Genomic DNA, 16,262 nt, shown 5'->3' with positions numbered 1-16,262 from the left:
TCGGCGGTCCAGGCGCGGAGCGCGCCGCGCCCGCGGAGGGTCGCGAGGGAGAGCGCCGCCTGGCCCGCCTCGAGGACGTGGACCCCGTGGAGGACGCGCCGCCGCCGCTCGTCGGCGGCGGCGCCCGGCAGGTCGGCGAGCTGGAGCGTGAGATCCCGGACGGCCGCCTCGAACCGGTGGCGCCGGTGCGACCGCCGCCGGCCGAGGGCGGCGCGGATCTGGCGGGTCAGCGCCCGCTCGAGCAGGGCGGCTCGCACGCGGCTCTCGTTGGGCAGCACCACCGCGTAGCCCACCAGCGGGACCGCGATCCCCAGCATGGCGGCGAGGGCGGTGTTCATCACCGCGCCGATGTCGTAGGTCGGCTGGTCGGTGATCCGGAGCGACATGAAGAAGAGGGCGGTGAGCGGCCAGGCGAACACCGCGGTCGCGGGACGGGCGGTCAGGTAGCCGACGAAGAGCAGGATCGGGGCGAGCCCGGCCACGAGGAGGGTGAACCCCTGCATCGCCGGGAGCACGAAGGCGCAGGCGGCGAACGCGATCGGGAAGGCCAGGACGTACCCGACGAGCTCCCGCCTGGAGGAGGTCACCGGCCTGGGGGAGGCCTGGAAGACCGAGATCCCCACCGCCGCCGTCGTCGCCGCGAACTCGCCGGCCGGGAACGCGGTCAGGACCCAGAGCGCGCAGACGACGAGGAACGTGAGCGCCGCGCGCAGCCCCACCACGGCCGCGCCCAGCACGTCGGGCCGGCGCCAGAGCGGGCGCGCCGGGAGCGGGGCGCCTCCCGGGGGCGCCCGCAGGTCGGCGTAGGCCCGGGCGAGCTCGCGCGCCTCGCGGACGAGCTGCCGGAGGAGGGCGAGGGCGCCGTCGAGCGCGAGCCGGTCGCCGGGCGAAGCGGAGGCCTCGAGCCGGCCGCGGGCCTCGCCGGCGTGCGCCCCCCAGTGTGCCGCGAGGGCGTCCAGGGTCTCGGCGACCGGCGCCGCCTCCGCCGCGCTGGACGGGGCGCGGTCGCCGGGGGCGCGCAGCGCCGCCAGGACCCGCTCGGCGACCGGGTGGAGCGCCGCGAGCACCGCGCGCTGCCCGCGCGCCCGGAGGTCCGCGCGCAGGTGCTCGACGGCGCGGGCGGTGGTGGACGACAGCATGAAGGCGCTGATGAAGCCGTCGAGTCGCCGCGTCTGCGCCAGCTCCGGCTCCTCGAAGGCGGTCGAGATCCGGGCGGACTCGAGGTTCATCGTCTTGCGGACGAAGTGCCGGTCGAGCACGTCGGCCTCCGCCCGCCGGCCATCCCCCACGAGGCAGCGCGAGGCGTGGGCGACGAAATCGCGGAACGCCGCGCGCACCGCGGCGACCGCGTCGTCGCGCGACGCGCGGGGGAACACCAGGGCCGTGGCGAGCCCGCCACAGATCACGCCGATCGAGATCACGGTGAGCCGGTCGACGGCGAGGTCGAAGGCGTGCTCGGGGGCCTGGATGCCGGGGAGCCCGACGAAGCAGGCGGTGATCCCCATGAGCATCCAGGCGTACGCCGCCTTCTGCCGGTACCACGCCGAGCCCGCCACGCAGATCGCCAGCCAGGCCGACATGGCCAGGATGAACAGATCCCGCTCCGGCGCGCAGACCATCACGAGGAGCAGCGCCACCCCGGCGCCGACGGCGGTCCCGAAGAGCCGGGCGAGGCTCTTCTCCAGGGACTGTCCGGCGGTGGGGAGCGAGACGATCACGGCCGTGAGCGCCGCGGAGCCGGGCGCTCCCAGATCGAGCCGCAGCGCGATCCAGAGCGCGAGGGACGCGCCGGCCGCCGTGCGCAGCGCGTGCCCCCAGCAGCCTGCCTCCTCGCGCAGGAGCGCGCGCCAGCCCGTCCGCGGGGGCACGGGGCCGGCCGCGGTCGAAGACGACCCGGGCGCCACTCAGTCGACCTCGAGGTTCGCGTGCTCGCGGCGGAGGAGCGCGAGGAGCGCCCGCCGCTCGCCCGCGTCGAGCCCGGCGAACCGGCGGTGCCAGGTCGCCCACATCTGCGGCTGGACCTCGGCGAGGACGCGCCGGCCGGCGGCGGTCAGCCCGAGCAGGACGCGGCGACGGTCGGAGGCGTCGCGCCGGCGGGTCATCCACCCGTTGCTCACGAGCTCGTCGCAGAGGTGCGTGACGTTGGTGGGACGCTCGCCCGTCATGGTCGCGATCTCACCTGGAGTGATCCCGCCCGAGCCGGTCGGGGGGGCGACGACGAGGACCTGGTACATCGGGTAGGTGAGGCCGTGCGGCTTCAGCACCGCGTTCCCGGCCTCGATCATGCGCCGCTCCACCAGCGCCGCGATCCGGACGAGCAGGCCGAGGTGGGAGGGGAAGCCCGGGAAGAGGTCGGCGACCGTCTCGAGGTGCCGCTCCAGGCGGTCCAGGACCCCGACGCGGTCGCTCGCGGCCGCGCGCCGCTCGCCGCCCGCGGTCGGGGGCTCGGAGGCACCGGCGTGCTTCGGGACGCGATCGCTCATGGCTTCGCCTCCGCGGCCACGCGCACCGGCGCGGCGTCGGCGGCGTACGCCGCCGCCTCCGGGACCACGCCGCCGCCGAGGGCCTCGGTCAGGGCGGCGCCCGCCTCGAGCTGCGCGTAGCGGAGCCGGACGAGCTGGTCGCGCTCGCCGCGGAGGGCGATCTCGGTCACGAGGGTGTCGAGGTAGTCGCCGAAGCCGGCCTGGTAGGCTTGCAGCGCGAGCGCGTGCGCGCGCTCCGCCGAGGCGAGCGCGACCTCGCGCTCCGCCTGCTCGCGCCGGAGCGATCCGAGCCTGGCGAGCTGGTCGGCGACGTCGGTCAGCGCGTCCACCAGGGTGGCCTGGTAGTCGCTCACCGCGGCGTCGTACTCGGCGGTGCGCCCCTCGAGCCCGGCGCGCAGCCGCCCCCCCTCGAAGATGGGGAGGGAGATCGCCGGACCGGCGCCCCACCCGACGGCGTCCGGGGTGAAGAGCTTCGTGAAGCCGAACGCGAAGACGCCGGCGAACGCGGCGAGGTCCACGTTGGGGAGGAAGGCCGCCCGTGCCACGTCGATCTCCCGCGCGGCGCGCTCCACGCGCCAGCGGCTGGCGAGGACGTCGGGCCGGCGCCCCAGGAGCTCCGCGGGGAGCCGGCTCGGCACGGCGACGGACGGGTCGAGCCGGAGCGCCGGGCGGCGGAGCGGGTCGCCAGCACCGGGGCCGGCGCCGACGAGGGCGCCGAGCTGGTGCCGGAGCAGCGCGGCGCGCCCGTCGAGCTGCGCCAGCTCAGAGCGCGTGGTCGCGATCTGGGTCTCCGCCTGGCGGACGGGGAGCTCGGTCCCGATCCCGGCTGCCATCCGCCGGCGCGCGACCTCGAGGCTCTTCTGCTGGTCCTCGAGGACGCTCCGGGCCGAGTCCTGGAGGTCGAGCTGGAGCGCGAGCTCCGCGTAGGTGCGCACGATGGCGCCCACCAGGGCGAGGCGGGCGGACCTCGCCTCGTAGGCGGCGACCTGGACGCCGTCGAGGGCGCCCTCGAGGGCGTTCCGGTGGCGCCCCCACAGATCGAGCTCGTACGAGAGCCCCAGCCGCGCCTGGTTCTGCCACTCGGTGGCCTTGGGGGTCTGGAAATCGGAGGGATGGACCCGCATCGCGGCCGCGCCCGCGTCCACGGAGGGGAGGAGCCCCGCCCGTGCGCCGTCGGCGAACGCCTGCGCCTGGCGGATGCGCGCCGAGGCCACCGCGAGCCGGGGGGCGTGGCCGAGGGCCTCGGCCACGAGGGCGTCGAGCTGGGGGTCGCCGAACGATAGCCACCAGTCGGCGTCGGGCCAGCGGCCGGCGAGCTCGGCCTCGGCGATCTCGTGGCCGGGCGCCAGCGCGGCGGTGTCGGCGAGGTGCTCCCGCGGGGCGATCCGGCCCGGGGAGGCGCAGCCGGCCGCGCCGAGGACGACGAGGGACAGGGCCGCGACGGCGGGGGCGCCGCGAGCCCGCGTTTCTGAATAATCCAATATTGGGGTTCTCCGGGGGGCCGGAAAGATAACGGCCTGCCCTGGAATGTCAAGGCGCGGCAGGGGTCGCCGCCGCGGTCGGCGCGAGTGCCGTCCTCCATCGAGCTTGGCTGAGGAGACCTCGACGATCGGCGGCAGGTTCGAAGCGAGAGTAGGAACCGGAACGATCCGGCCGGCGATCGGGCGCTCGGTCGCCTCATCGACCAGACGGAGTGACGAAATCGAGCTTGCCCGGTTCGCTGGACGCCCTGGCCATGCCGGCCGTGACGACGTCTTCGCGGCTGGGAACCCGTGCCGCGCGCTTCGGCAGCTCTCCGGATAGCGGTTTGGACGAGGACCGCCGACGAGCCTCGCCACCTGCTCGACTCGGGAGGTGCCCTCGGTGCGCGTGTAGAAGTCGCCGAAGCAGTTGGCCGTTGTGCGTCGAGGGGAGCTCCATGCCTCAGCCACGGACCGTGAAGAGATCCTGGATGGCCCATCCGTTTTTCGCGGGGGAGTCGTCGCTGGATGGCGGCGTATGCTGCGGGACCGATCTCGTCCAGCGTCTCGCCGCAGGCCTGTTCGCGGAGCGGAAAGGGGAACGACGTGAAGAAGCTCGTGAAGCGTCGCACGTTTCTGAAGAACGGCGCCATCGCCCTCGGCACCGTAGCCATCGCCGGTCTCCCGGGGGCGGGCGCGGCCGCGGCCCGGCCCCAGGCCAAGTCCCGCGTGTTCTTCACGAAGGACCTCAGCGTCGATGGACTGCTGAGGATCTATTCGAGGATCAACGAAGGGCTGACGGGCCGGATCGGCATCAAGCTGCACAGCGGCGAGCCGCACGGCCCGAACATCCTGCCGCTGGAGCTCATCCAGGGGCTGCAGCCGCGCATTCCGAACAGCACCATCGTGGAGTGCAACGTCCTGTACCCGAGCCCGAGGCAGACCACGGCCGGGCACCTCGAGACGCTCAAGACCAACGGGTTCGACTTCTGCCCGATCGACGTCATGGACGCCGAGGGGGACGCCCTGCTCCCGGTGCCGGCCGCCCCCGCCGCCGCGCGCGCCGCCTCCACTCCAGGAGCGCACCTGACGGAGGTGGCGGTCGGCAAGAGCCTCCCGACCTACGACTCGCTCTTCGTCTACACGCACTTCAAGGGCCACACCATGGGCGGGTTCGGAGGCTCGCTCAAGAACATCGCCATCGGCTGCGCGTCCGGGCGGGTCGGCAAGCGGCAGATCCACGGTGATGGTTGGCCGAGGGGGCCGCTCTTCCTCGAGCGCATGGTCGAGGCGGGCAACGCCGTCACCGCGCACTTCGGCGCTCACATCGCGTACATCAACGTCCTGAAGAACATCTCGGTCGACTGCGACTGCGACGCCCACGGCGTGAAACCGACCTGCCCGGACATCGGAATCCTCGGCTCGACGGACATCTTGGCCATCGACAAGGCTTCGATCGACCTCGTGTACGGGCTCCCGGAGGCGCGGCGGCACGACATCGTCGAGCGCATCGAGTCCCGGGGCGGGCTGCACCAGCTCGAGTACATGAAGGCCCTGCGCATGGGGAACGACCAGTACGAGCTGATCCGCGTGTAGCCTGGGTTTGGAAGCCCCGCCTGGGCTGACTCGCCGGAGCCTGCGAGCTCTCCGCGCCGTGTCTAGGATTCGAAGCGTCGGTGAAGCGCGCTTCCTGTCCTCGACGCGAGGAAACACATGGCGCATGCACCCGGCGTGAGCGAGCTGCTCGCCCCGCTCGACGGCCTGCTCCCGGAGCTGGAGAAGCTCTACCGCGACCTCCACGCGCACCCCGAGCTCTCGATGCAGGAGACCCGGACGGCGGGGATCGCGGCGGAGCGGCTGCGCGGCGCCGGCTTCGAGGTGACGGCGGGGATCGGGAACACCGGCGTGGTGGGCGTGCTGCGCAACGGCGACGGTCCCACCGTCATGCTGCGCGCCGACATGGACGCGCTGCCGATCGAGGAGCTGACGGGGCTGCCTTACGCCAGCACCGTCACGGCGACCGACGGGAACGGCAAGACCGTTCCGGTCATGCACGCCTGCGGCCACGACCTGCACGTCGCCTGGTTGGCGGGCGTAGCCACGCTGTTCGGCCGTGGCCGCGGCGCCTGGCGGGGGACGCTCCTCGCCGTCTTCCAGCCGGCCGAGGAGATCGCCGCCGGCGCCCAGGCGATGATCGACGACGGCCTCTTCACCAGGTTCCCCAAGCCGGACGTCGTGCTGGGTCAGCACGTCATGGTCGGCTCCGCGGGCGTGCTCGGCTGGCGCGCGGGGGTCATGACCTCCGCCGGCGACAGCCTGCAGATCCGGCTCTTCGGCCGCGGGGCCCACGGGTCGATGCCTCAGGCGAGCATCGACCCGGTGGTGATGGCGGCGGCGACGGTGCTCCGCCTGCAGACCATCGTCTCCCGCGAGGTCGCGGCGACCGAGTCCGCCGTCGTGACGGTGGGGGCGCTACAGGCTGGCACGAAGGAGAACGTCATCCCCGACGAGGCGCTCATCAAGCTGAACGTCCGCACCTTCGACGAGGGCGTCCGCGCGCGCGTGCTCGCCGCCATCGAGCGGATCGTGAACGCGGAGGCCGCGGCGTCGGGAGCGCCCCGGCCGCCGGAGATCACCCCGCTCGACCGCTACCGGTCCGTCCGGAACGATCCGGAGGCGACCCGTCGCGTGGTGGAGTCGTTCGACCGGAGCTTCCCTCCCGAGCGCGTCCGGGAGGTGGAGCCGACGTCGGCGAGCGAGGACTTCGGCTGCTTCGGCGCCGAGTGGCACGTACCCTCGGTGTTCTGGTTCGTGGGCGGGACCGATCCCGAGGCGTACCGGAAGGCCCAGGCCGCCGGCCGAATGGGCGACCTCCCCACCAACCACAACCCTCGCTTCGCGCCGGTGTTGCATCCCACCCTGCGCGCCGGCGTCGAGGCGGCCACGGCCGCCGCGATGGCGTGGCTCGCGACGTGATCATCACCCGCTTGGCGGTCGACGCCCTCTGACCCTTTCCCCGCCGCGCTGAGCTCGCCGCGGGCAGGTGAGCCCACTCGCGACCGCCGCATGTCGAGATGGCTCGGCTCGCAAGAGCTGTTCGATTGGCGGTACGACCTCGTGAGGTATCCGCTCACGGGCGACGGAGGGGCAACGCGCAGGAACGAAATTGCGCGCTCAGCGCTTCCGCCGGCGAGAGCCTCCTCGAGCGCGCGCTGTCTTCGGGCGCGCCCGTCGACTAGCTCCGAAGCTTCTGGAAGATGGCGCGCAGGCGCCGGTCGAGCGCGGACCGGATTGCGGGCTCGTCCTCGGCGAGGGGGCGCACCGGGACGAGGTCCATGACCTCGGCCGGGGAGAGCGCAGCGGAGAGCAAAGTGGACCAGGATGCGGCCGGGGAGCACGCCTGCCCGCGCCAGGCCATCGAGCATGATGCGGGTGATGCGCCCTGCGCCGAGGAAGCCGATGGAGCCGTACAGGGGAGCCTCTCCGCGTTGGAGGAATCGATATGTGACAAAACGGCGAGACAGCTAGATGAGGGACAGCGACAACTCCACTCGCGCGTCCGCGCGGATCGGGACTCGACCCGCGCACTCGAAGACTTTCGCGGATCTCGCGAGACACGGATCTCGCGAGACACCTCAGCGTGCGAAGTGTTCGCGGCGGATCTGCTCGGCGACCTCGGCCGCGTGGGCGTCCAGCTCGGCCCGTGGCATGTCGAGGACCTCGAAGTACCGGCTGCGGTCGTACTCGAAGAGGCGGCTCGCGTCGATGATCGTGGTGGCGAGCCCCGGCACGCGCGTGTGGAGGATGGCCGTGCCACAGTGCAGGGGGCAACCTTCCACCGCGATCACCTCGGGCGCGCGCTCGACGAGCGCGAGCATCCCGGAATCCGCGGTGGCGGCGTCGCCGAGGCAGATCCGCACGGCCCGGTCGCGCTCGAGCCGGTAGGCGAGCAGGTTGGCGGCGGAACGCGCCACCTCTCCCTTGATGCAGGCGCCCTCGCAGGCGATCACTGCGCGCTTCGGCGCACCGGCCAGCTCACGCTGAACGTAACGCTGCGCATCCGAGCACACGCGCTTCGAGCTGGTGCCCGCCGCTCCGCATCCCATCGTCTCCTCCGTGACAGGGCTCGAGTGCCCTCATCGGATCAGACGAACGGAGGCCAGAAATGGATACGCAAAAGGGTTGCAGGCTCGGGTCTGGGGTGAAGCGACGCTTGCGCACTGTCCGTGAGAGTTCGTAGGATGCCGATATGGGGGGTACGATGCCGGAGGGGGCACTCGTCGAGGAGCTGTACCGGAGGCATGAGCGGGGAGTACGGCGACTGCTCGCGCGCATGGTGGGAGAACACGACGCCGAGGACCTGACGCACGACGTGTTCGAGAGGGCGCAGCGAGCGCTCGGAACGTACCGGGCCGAGTCGCGCCCCGCCACCTGGCTGTACCGGATCGCCACCCACGTGGCGATCGACCTGCTCCGAAACCGCGCGGTCCGGGAGCGTGAGGATCCGTCGGTCGCGGCGCCGTCCTCCGACGCGCGCGACTTCGCGCCGGATCGGGAGGCGGTGCGGCGCCGGACGCGCGCGTGCATCCTGGAGCTGATCGCGCGCCTGCCCGTGAATCAGAGGGCGGTGCTCGTCTTCTCCGAGATTCGCGGGCTGAGCGATCGCGAGGCCGCCGAGGCGCTCGGCATCACGCTCTCGTCCGCGAAGATCCAGTTGCACCGCGCTCGCAAGGCGCTCCGCGCGCTCATGACCTGCGAGTGCAGCGTATATCGCGACGAATGGACCGAGCTCGTCTGCGAGCGAGCCGCTCCGGCACCCGTGCTCCCCGCGGCGTCGTAGCTCGACGCCGCGTATCCTTTTCGCACGTCCGTGCACCGCCGGGACGCGCCGCCAGGAGGCCTCGTGGGCCCTGGCGGCGCTCCGTTCACTCGAGCGCCGCGGCGTGCGCGTCGCGCTCCGCCCCGCCGCGACGGTGGTCTTCCCGACGCCGCCCTTTCCGGTGAAGAAGAGGTAGCGCGTTGCGCGCGGGACGAGCTCCATCGCGTCCTCAGCAGCACTTGCCGGGGGTGGGCGAGCTGGGCTCACCGTCGGGCGCCGGCCGGCAGGCGTCCCGCCCGTCCTTCGTCACGATCCTCGAGCCGGTGTACTTCTCGGCGAGCGCGAGGACGGCGCGCGCCGGCGACTCCTTCACCGTCTGCGCGGTGGTGACCGCGCGAGCCATGTCCTCCTTCGACACGCCGAGCTTCCGCGCCTTGTCGAAGTGGTACCGGAAGCACGGTTCGCAGTTGGCCGCGATCGCCGCGCCGATCGCGACGAGCTCCTGCACCGCCTCGGTGTAGACGCTCTTCGGCAGGGCGAGTCCGGCGAGCTCGGCGAGCACCTCGCGGGACGGATAGCTCGCGGCGGTCCCTCGTGCCGCCGGCTCGCAGGAGAGCTCGTTCCGCTCGTCGCGGAACATCCGGCACTCGCGATCCACGAGGTCCCGGAGCGCCCGCCGGCCGCGGTGGAGCCGGATCTTCGCCGCGCCGAGGCTCACGCCCAGCACGCCCGCCGCCTCCCGGACGGTGAGGCCGCGCAGCTCGGACACGGGCGTCCTCGGTGGGTGTATACCCGGGGACTGGCGCGATCTGGGGTACGCGGTGGGGGGGACCGGGGTGTGGCAGCCGAGCTGCCCGATATACCTGCCGCGACCGGGCTCGTCGCTGCCGTGACGTTCGCTCGGGCAGGGTGGTCCCGGTGCGGTCCGCCATGCATCTCATCTCGCGCGGGGAAGGACGATGTCGAGGAGCGATGAATCGGAGCGGGTCCGTCGGATCTGGGATCGGATCGCTTCGCGGTACGACCGGGCGATTCGCGTGCCCGAGCGGCTCCTGCTCGAGGGAGGGCGCGAGTGGGTGTGCTCGCGCGCTCGCGGCGACGTCCTCGAGATCTCCGTCGGCACCGGAAGGAACCTGTCGCTGTACGCACGCGACGTCCGCCTCACCGGCGTGGACATCAGCGCCGGGATGCTCGAGATCGCCAAGAAGCGCGCCGCGGAGCTGGGGCGCGCCGCGGACCTGCGCCTCGGCGACGCCCAGGCGCTCGAGCTCCCGGACTCCTCGTTCGACACCGTCGTCTGCACGCTGGCGCTCTGCTCCATCCCGGATCCGGGCGCGGCCGTGGCGGAGATGCGGCGCGTGGTCCGTCCCGGCGGGCGAGTGCTCCTCCTCGAGCACGTCCGCAGCCCGAGGGTGGTCGTTCGGGCCATCCAGCGAGCCCTGGACCCGATTACGGTATGGCTCGAGGGGGACCACCTCGTCCGCGAGCCGCTGGAGCTCCTCGAGACCGCGGGGTTCGAGGTGGAGGAGCTCGAGAGGTCCAAGCTCGGGGTGGTCGAGCGGGTGGCGGCGCGTACGGCCGGCGCGTAGGGTGCGTTGGCGGCGACGTCCTCCCCGGCGAGCCGCCCTAAACCCGCCCCGCGAGCACCTCCGCGAGATGCACCGCGCGCGCAAACGTGTTCTGCGCGATCTGCTCCCGGCAGCTGAACCCGTCGCTGACGATCACCGTGCCCTCCGCCGCGCCGCGCACCGCCGGCAGCAGCACGCGCTCGCCCAGGGCCTGCGACACCTCATACTTGTCCCTCTCGAACCCGAACGGCCCCGCCATCCCGCAGCACCCGCTGTCGAGGAGCTGGACCTTCCCGCCGGTCGCCTCGAGCAGGGCGATCTCGGAGTCGATCCCCAGGACCGATCGCTGGTGGCAGTGCGGGTGCACGAGGATGGGCCGCTCGGGGGCGAGGGCCGCCGGCCGGTAGTCGGGGGCGTGCCTCGCGAGGAGCTCCCCGAGGAGCATCGTCTGGGCCCGGAGCTTGCCGACCCTGGGATCGCCGGCGAGCAGGTTCGTGGCTTCGTCGCGGAAGACGCTCGCGCAGCTCGGCTCGAGGACCACGATCGGCGTCCCCGCCGCGAGCTCGCCAGCCACGGCGTCCATCGCGTCGGTCAGGTATCGCCGCGCGACCTCGAGCAGCCCGAAGTCGTAGAGCGGCCGCCCGCAGCACACCGGCCGCTCGACGACGCGCACGCGGAAGCCGGCGCGGGCGAGCACCTCGTAGGCGGCCTCCGCGACGTACGGCTGGAAGTAGTTGGTGAAGGTGTCGGCCCAGAGGAGGACGTCCCCGTGCGTCCCAGGCGGCGGCGCCCGCCCGGCCACACGGTCGCGGAACGTCGTCCGGGCGACCTCGGGCAATCGCCGTAGCGGATGCAGCCCGAGGAGCCGGTTGGCGAGCGCGCGCGTGGGACCGGCCCGCCCGAGCGCGTTCGCGAGCCGCGGCGTGCGGGACGCGAGCCGCGCCCACCGGTCGAGCCTGCCGAACGCGTACGCGCGGAGCGGGCGGCGCCGGCCCTGGTAGTAATGCGCCAGGAACTCGGCCTTGTACGTCGCCATGTCCACCTGGGTCGGGCACTCGCCCTTGCAGCCCTTGCAGGACAGGCACAGGTCGAGCGCCTCCTTCACCGCCTCGCTCTGCCAACCGCGCTCGATGACCTCGCCCTGCAGCATCTCCCAGAGCAGGTGCGCGCGGCCGCGGGTCGAGTGCCGTTCCTCGCGCGTCACCATGTAGCTCGGGCACATCACCCCGGACAGCTGCTTCCGGCACGCGCCGACGCCCACGCAGCGGAGCGTCGCCGCCTCGAGCGACCCGCCGTCGCTCGGGAACTTGAAGTAGGTCTCGATCCGCCGCGGCCGGTAGTCGGCGCCCAGGCGGAGGTCCTGCTGCGGCTGGCGCGCGTCGACCACCTTCCCGGGGTTCATCCGATTGTCGGGATCCCAGAGCCGCTTGAAGTCGCGGAACGCCTGGACCAGCTCCGGCCCGAACATCTTCGGCAGGAGCGCGCCGCGGGACTGACCATCCCCGTGCTCGCCGGAGATCGACCCGCCGAGCGAGACCACGAGGTCGGTGGCGCGGTCGAGGAACGCACGGAACTCGAGGATTCCGGGCGTGCTCTGCAGGTCGAAGGTGATGCGGGTGTGAACGCAGCCGTCGCCGAAGTGGCCGTAGAGCGGGCTCTCGTACCCATACTCCTCGAGCAGTCCTCGCAGACGGCGGAGATAGACGCCGAGCCGGTCCGGCGGTACGGCCGCATCCTCCCAGCCCTCCCACGCCGGCCGCTTCCCCGGCTGGATCGCGACGGCGCCGAGCGCCGCCTCGCGCACGGCCCATGCGTGCGCCGCCTCTCCGCGCGTGTAGATCCGGTGACCGGGGTGCGAGGGCAGGGTCGCGACCCACCGGCCGAACGCCTCCGCGCGGGCGTCCACCTCCTCCTCGGTCCAGGCCCCGAACTCGACGAGGAGCGTGCCGCGCCCTTCCGGGAGCAGCTTCAGCTCGTCGAGGCGCATCTGCTTCGAGCGCATCGCGTCGATCACGTGGCCGTCGAACCCCTCGAGCCCGATCGGCTCGTGCGACAGGATCTCCGGGACCACATCCGCCGCGAGGTACGGGTCGGAGAACCCGATCCCGACGAGCCGCCGGAATGGTGGGCTCGCGGTGAGCCGCAGCGTCGCCTCGAGGACGATGGCGCACGTGCCCTCGGTCCCGACCAGCGCGCGCGCCACCTGGAAGCCGTTCTCGGGCAGGAGCTCGTCGAGGTTGTAGCCGGAGACGCGGCGCGGGATGCGCGGGAACCGCTCGCGGATGAGCGGTGCGTACGTGTCGCGGATCCGCTTCAGGCCCGCGTAGATCTCGGCCTTCCGCCCGCCCGCGGCGAGGATCTGCGCCAGCTCGGGGTCGGAGGTCGGGCCGACCGTCATGCGCGTCCCGTCATAGAGCAGGACCTCGAGCCGCTCGACGTTGTCCACGGTCTTCCCGCCCATGAGCGCGTGGACGCCGCACGAGTTGTTGCCGATCATCCCCCCGAGCGTGCAGCGGCTATGGGTGGCCGGGTCCGGCGCGAACGTGAGGTGGTGCTGCTCCGCCGCGTCGCGCACGTGATCGAGCACGGCCCCCGGCTGGACCCGCGCCGTCCGGGCGGCGGGATCGAGAGCGAGGATGCCGTGCATGTACTTCGAGAAGTCGAGGACGACCGCGACGTTGCAGCACTGGCCGGCGAGGCTCGTTCCGGCGCCGCGGGGGAGCACGGGAGCGCCGTGCTCCCGGCAGGCGGCGAGGGTCGCCTCGACGTCGGCGTCGTCGCGCGGGACGACCACGCCGATCGGGACCTGGCGGTAGTTCGAGGAGTCGGTCGCATACAGGGCGCGCGAGCCGTCGTCGAAGCGCACCTCGCCCCTGACGGTCTCCTCGAGGCGGCGCTGCAGCGCGTCGGCCGCGCGGAACCGATCGCGCGCGTGCGCGTGCGAGCTCTCGAGCGGCGTGAGCTTCGGCGGCGTCGCTGCCATCGCCCAAGGGTAACCACACCTCCGTTCGCCTGAGCCCTTCGACTCCGCTGCCTGGCGGCAGCTCCTCCGCTTGTATGACTCCCACTCAACGGACCGTCGCCGTTGCGGTGGGCCCGCGCGCGACGCACGGTAGCGGCGGGGGTGTCGGATGACGCTGCCGATCCAGGACGAGCCCGAGAGCACCGTCGGACGGAAGCCTGACCGCTTCGAGCACCCGGAGAGGACGGCAAAGGCGCCGTCCCGTCCGGGCGCGATCCGCCGCGAGGAGGGGGACGAGACCGCGGCCGGAGCGGAGCGGCGCGAGGGCGACCACGACGCGACGACCGAGCGCGAGCTCGACGAGTGAGCGGCCGGATCAGCCGGAGCTCTCGACGAGGCTGGACCGCGACCCGGAGACCCGCACCTCGAACGGACAGGATGCGGCCGAGCGAGCGTGACGCTCAGTTCAGTCCGGTGGCGGCGAACCAGGGCACGGCCTGCTGGTGCTGCGCGCCGTTCCCGACGAAGATGATCGGCCCGACGCAGGGGTGAGGGAGCGGCGGGTCGATCACGGCCTCGATGTGCGCGTCCCCGTCCGTGCTGGCGCCCACGTCCGGCGTCTCGCTGGTCGCGACGGTCCCGTCGGCCTTCACGCAGCTCACCACCGCCCGGAACGTCGGGATCGGGTTCGTGAGCCGAAGCGTGGCCGGGACGGGGGCCTCGTCGGCGAGGACGAGCCCGCGCACCTGGACCTCGAGCTTGCCGTCGGCATGAAGCACGCCGCGCGCGCTCGAGATCACCCACGGGAGCGCGCCCGCAGCCTGATCATGCAGAAGCTCGGTCGGCGTGTTGACGAGCGCGCCCTGGATCGGCGCCATGGTCTTGAAGGCCAGCACGATGCCGCCGTGCTCGGCGCGTTCCTGGCGATCGTCGCCGCCGTCGTCGGCGCGGGCGACGCCGGCGAGGCACGTGGCGGCGAGCGCGAGTGTGACGGTGTGGCGCAGCACGAGAACGACTCCACGATCGATTGTCATGGTCTCCTCCCGACGAACGCGCGTCGGCACGCGTTCCCGCTCAAGATGCGGCGCGCCGGGCGTGTTTGCGACCGAACCGATCGCGGGAGGCTGCCGCTCGGAGAAGTCGAGCGCGCGAAGGCCCCCGACAGGACGTCGCGCCGCCGGATCCGGATGCACAGGCCGACACCGGGCATCCACCGCGCGCTCGGCCAACCCCGAGTGGCTCGACTTGCGCCCGAGCGCGGAGGCGCGGCCCGGGGGAAACCTCACGGACGACGGTCTACCTCCGATCGTCGAACCCCGTACCGGACCCACAGCAGGTCGCCCCGGCGGCGCTCGACGGACAGCAGCTTCAGGTGGCGCGCCGGAGCCGGGCCCGGCGGCGCGTCGAAGAGCGTCGGCGTCCCGACACCGCCGTCGGCGACCGGCGCGACGAGGAGGCTGAGCTCGTCGATGACGCCTGCGGCGAGGAACGAGCCGTTGATCTTGCCGCCGCCCTCGAGGAGCAGGCGGCGGATGCCGAACCGCTCCCGGAGCTTCCGGAGGACCACCGGCACGTCGATCCGGTCCCGGCCGCCGAACAGGTACGACACGCCCTGCGCGCGGAGGAAGGCGAGGTAGCGCTCCGGAACCCGCTCGGTGAGGACGGTGACGGCGTGCGCCTCGTCGATGGAGCCGGACTCCCAGCGGAGCTTGCCCCCGGGATCGACGGCGATCGCGTACGACGGGGCGTCGGAGCGCGCGATGAAGTCGGTCCGGGGGATGCGCGCGCGTCCCGTCCTCGCCGGCAGCGCCGCGCGCCCGGCGTACGGCTCCATCGAGACGCGGCCGATGATCCAGGCGTCGGCGTCGAACGTCGCGGCCGTGCGCTCGTACTCCGAGAGGAGCCCACGCGGCAACGGCCACCCCTCCGTCACGATCCGCCCGTCCACGGACGGGACCATGTGGCAGATCACGTATGGTCGGCCCAGAGTTCCTCCGGCCCGGGTCCTACGTCGCGAAGATGGCATTCAGGCTCACAGCTCCTGCGCGGTCGGCCGCAGCAGGATCTCGTTGATGTCCACGTCGGCGGGCTGCTCGATGGCGAAGGCGATGGCCCGCGCCACGGCGTCCGCAGGGATCGCAGTCTGCCGGTAGAACTGCTCGATGGCGGCGGAGGTCTCGGGGTCCGAGATGCCGAGCGGCAGCTCCGACTGGACCGCGCCGGGCGAGATGATGGTCGTGCGGATCCCGTCGACCTCCTGCCGGACGCCCTCCGAGATGGCACGCACCGCGTGCTTGGTCGCGCAGTAGACGGCGCCGCCCATGGTGACCTTATGGCCGGCGACCGAGGCCAGGTTGATGATGTGCCCGCCCTTCTGCCGCGCGAACACGGGGAGCGCCGCGGCCACGCCGTAGAGGACGCCCTTGATGTTGATGTCGACCATGCGGTCCCACTCGTCGACCAGCGTCTTCGAGATCGGGGCGAGGGCCATGAGCCCGGCGTTGTTCACGAGGACGTCCATGCGCCCGAACTTCTCGACCGCCGCCTGCACGAACGCGTTCACCTCGGCGCGCCGGGTCACGTCCACCTTCCTGGCGGCGGCCTGGCCGCCGGCACGGACGATGTCCGCCACGACGGTCGCGAGCCGGTCCTCGCGCCGGGCGCCGAGGAACACCTTCGCGCCCTTCGCGGCCAGATGGCGGGCGGTGGTTTCGCCCAGCCCGCTGCTCGCCCCCGTGATGACGACGACCTTCCCCTCGACGTTCGTGCTCATGATCGTGGCTCCCCTGGCTGCGGGCGGCCGAGGACGCGGCCGCCCGGCGTTGCTGTCGCTGACCTGCTCCAGCTCGTCCGGGTTTCGCCGTCTGCGTCAGCGTCCCAGGCGAGGGAGAACCTACGCGCGCGCTCGCGACGGGGGAACCGGCGAGAAGTTCATGGGCCGTGCAGGAAAGCTTCACGATTCACCCCGGC

At 72.8% G+C, this 16,262-nt stretch carries 15 protein-coding genes; 5 read left to right on the top strand and 10 right to left on the bottom strand.

What is annotated here, in order from left to right:
- The 3 genes from MNZ27_RS02575 to MNZ27_RS02565 form a co-directional block, all read right to left on the bottom strand.
- On the bottom strand, positions 1-1,868 hold a 1,868-nt coding region (locus MNZ27_RS02575; RefSeq protein WP_242392460.1), incomplete at its 3' end, for an FUSC family protein.
- A gap of 36 nt (positions 1,869-1,904) precedes the next feature.
- On the bottom strand, positions 1,905-2,483 hold the full coding sequence (locus MNZ27_RS02570; RefSeq protein WP_242392459.1) for a MarR family winged helix-turn-helix transcriptional regulator: 579 nt from the start codon (positions 2,481-2,483) through the stop codon (positions 1,905-1,907).
- Positions 2,480-3,964, bottom strand: a complete 1,485-nt coding sequence (locus tag MNZ27_RS02565) for an efflux transporter outer membrane subunit (RefSeq protein ID WP_242392458.1) — start codon at positions 3,962-3,964, stop codon at positions 2,480-2,482. Before MNZ27_RS02565 ends, MNZ27_RS02570 begins: the two co-directional genes overlap by 4 nt.
- 585 nt (positions 3,965-4,549) lie before the next feature.
- Here MNZ27_RS02565 and MNZ27_RS02560 point away from each other — a divergent pair.
- Positions 4,550-5,539 carry a DUF362 domain-containing protein gene (locus tag MNZ27_RS02560; protein WP_242392457.1) on the top strand — a complete coding sequence of 330 codons (990 nt, stop codon included), beginning with the start codon at positions 4,550-4,552 and terminating at the stop codon, positions 5,537-5,539.
- A gap of 117 nt (positions 5,540-5,656) precedes the next feature.
- Positions 5,657-6,919: a M20 family metallopeptidase gene (locus tag MNZ27_RS02555; protein ID WP_242392456.1), complete on the top strand. Its 1,263-nt coding sequence runs from the start codon at positions 5,657-5,659 to the stop codon at positions 6,917-6,919.
- Positions 6,920-7,178: 259 nt separating this feature from the next.
- On the opposite strand, the gene MNZ27_RS02550 is transcribed toward MNZ27_RS02555, so the two are convergent.
- Both MNZ27_RS02550 and MNZ27_RS02545 read right to left on the bottom strand, forming a co-directional pair.
- Positions 7,179-7,361 carry a hypothetical protein gene (locus MNZ27_RS02550; RefSeq protein WP_242392455.1) on the bottom strand — a complete coding sequence of 61 codons (183 nt, stop codon included), beginning with the start codon at positions 7,359-7,361 and terminating at the stop codon, positions 7,179-7,181.
- A gap of 217 nt (positions 7,362-7,578) precedes the next feature.
- Positions 7,579-8,049: a putative zinc-binding protein gene (locus MNZ27_RS02545; protein ID WP_277957488.1), complete on the bottom strand. Its 471-nt coding sequence runs from the start codon at positions 8,047-8,049 to the stop codon at positions 7,579-7,581.
- Positions 8,050-8,204: 155 nt separating this feature from the next.
- Between MNZ27_RS02545 and MNZ27_RS02540 the strand changes: the two genes are divergently transcribed.
- A complete protein-coding gene (locus tag MNZ27_RS02540; RefSeq protein WP_242392453.1) occupies positions 8,205-8,783 on the top strand; it encodes an RNA polymerase sigma factor in 579 nt (192 codons plus the stop codon).
- 208 nt (positions 8,784-8,991) lie between these two features.
- On the opposite strand, the gene MNZ27_RS02535 is transcribed toward MNZ27_RS02540, so the two are convergent.
- Complete coding sequence (locus MNZ27_RS02535; RefSeq protein ID WP_242392452.1) at positions 8,992-9,531, bottom strand: carboxymuconolactone decarboxylase family protein; 540 nt, start codon at positions 9,529-9,531, stop codon at positions 8,992-8,994.
- Between the two features lie 190 nt (positions 9,532-9,721).
- Here MNZ27_RS02535 and MNZ27_RS02530 point away from each other — a divergent pair, with 190 nt between their 5' ends.
- Positions 9,722-10,351 carry a class I SAM-dependent methyltransferase gene (locus MNZ27_RS02530; RefSeq protein WP_242392451.1) on the top strand — a complete coding sequence of 210 codons (630 nt, stop codon included), beginning with the start codon at positions 9,722-9,724 and terminating at the stop codon, positions 10,349-10,351.
- 37 nt (positions 10,352-10,388) lie between these two features.
- Here the strand turns inward: MNZ27_RS02530 and MNZ27_RS02525 are convergent, their stop codons facing one another.
- Positions 10,389-13,313 carry an FAD-binding and (Fe-S)-binding domain-containing protein gene (locus MNZ27_RS02525; RefSeq protein WP_242392450.1) on the bottom strand — a complete coding sequence of 975 codons (2,925 nt, stop codon included), beginning with the start codon at positions 13,311-13,313 and terminating at the stop codon, positions 10,389-10,391.
- A 148-nt stretch (positions 13,314-13,461) separates the two neighbouring features.
- On the opposite strand from MNZ27_RS02525, the gene MNZ27_RS02520 reads away from it, so the two are divergent.
- Positions 13,462-13,659, top strand: a complete 198-nt coding sequence (locus MNZ27_RS02520) for a hypothetical protein (RefSeq protein WP_242392449.1) — start codon at positions 13,462-13,464, stop codon at positions 13,657-13,659.
- A 94-nt stretch (positions 13,660-13,753) separates the two neighbouring features.
- Here MNZ27_RS02520 and MNZ27_RS02515 read toward each other — a convergent pair whose 3' ends face one another.
- Genes MNZ27_RS02515 through MNZ27_RS02505 form a run of 3 tightly spaced genes read right to left on the bottom strand, consistent with a single transcriptional unit; the run spans position 13,754 to position 16,065 of the window.
- Positions 13,754-14,521, bottom strand: a complete 768-nt coding sequence (locus tag MNZ27_RS02515; RefSeq protein ID WP_242392448.1) for a hypothetical protein — start codon at positions 14,519-14,521, stop codon at positions 13,754-13,756.
- 53 nt (positions 14,522-14,574) lie between these two features.
- Positions 14,575-15,318 (bottom strand): RibD family protein, encoded by a 744-nt coding sequence (locus MNZ27_RS02510; protein ID WP_242392447.1) that lies wholly within the window; start codon positions 15,316-15,318, stop codon positions 14,575-14,577.
- Between the two features lie 6 nt (positions 15,319-15,324).
- On the bottom strand, positions 15,325-16,065 hold the full coding sequence (locus MNZ27_RS02505; protein WP_242392446.1) for an SDR family oxidoreductase: 741 nt from the start codon (positions 16,063-16,065) through the stop codon (positions 15,325-15,327).
- Between the last annotated feature and the right edge of the window lie 197 nt (positions 16,066-16,262).

The organism is Anaeromyxobacter oryzisoli, assembly GCF_022690765.1.
Classification (GTDB): domain Bacteria; phylum Myxococcota; class Myxococcia; order Myxococcales; family Anaeromyxobacteraceae; genus Anaeromyxobacter; species Anaeromyxobacter oryzisoli.
This window is presented reverse-complemented; position numbering and strand designations above follow the sequence as displayed.

What these genes read in the sequence shown, in the direction of transcription:
- MNZ27_RS02570 (WP_242392459.1), bottom strand. Translation starts at nt 2,483, where the DNA reads ATGAGCGATCGCGTCCCGAAGCACGCCGGTGCCTCCGAGCCCCCGACC.
- MNZ27_RS02555 (WP_242392456.1), top strand. Translation starts at nt 5,657, where the DNA reads ATGGCGCATGCACCCGGCGTGAGCGAGCTGCTCGCCCCGCTCGACGGC.
- MNZ27_RS02550 (WP_242392455.1), bottom strand. Translation starts at nt 7,361, where the DNA reads ATGGCCTGGCGCGGGCAGGCGTGCTCCCCGGCCGCATCCTGGTCCACT.
- MNZ27_RS02545 (WP_277957488.1), bottom strand. Translation starts at nt 8,049, where the DNA reads ATGGGATGCGGAGCGGCGGGCACCAGCTCGAAGCGCGTGTGCTCGGAT.
- MNZ27_RS02540 (WP_242392453.1), top strand. Translation starts at nt 8,205, where the DNA reads ATGCCGGAGGGGGCACTCGTCGAGGAGCTGTACCGGAGGCATGAGCGG.
- MNZ27_RS02530 (WP_242392451.1), top strand. Translation starts at nt 9,722, where the DNA reads ATGTCGAGGAGCGATGAATCGGAGCGGGTCCGTCGGATCTGGGATCGG.
- MNZ27_RS02525 (WP_242392450.1), bottom strand. Translation starts at nt 13,313, where the DNA reads ATGGCAGCGACGCCGCCGAAGCTCACGCCGCTCGAGAGCTCGCACGCG.
- MNZ27_RS02520 (WP_242392449.1), top strand. Translation starts at nt 13,462, where the DNA reads ATGACGCTGCCGATCCAGGACGAGCCCGAGAGCACCGTCGGACGGAAG.
- MNZ27_RS02510 (WP_242392447.1), bottom strand. Translation starts at nt 15,318, where the DNA reads ATGCCATCTTCGCGACGTAGGACCCGGGCCGGAGGAACTCTGGGCCGA.
- MNZ27_RS02505 (WP_242392446.1), bottom strand. Translation starts at nt 16,065, where the DNA reads ATGAGCACGAACGTCGAGGGGAAGGTCGTCGTCATCACGGGGGCGAGC.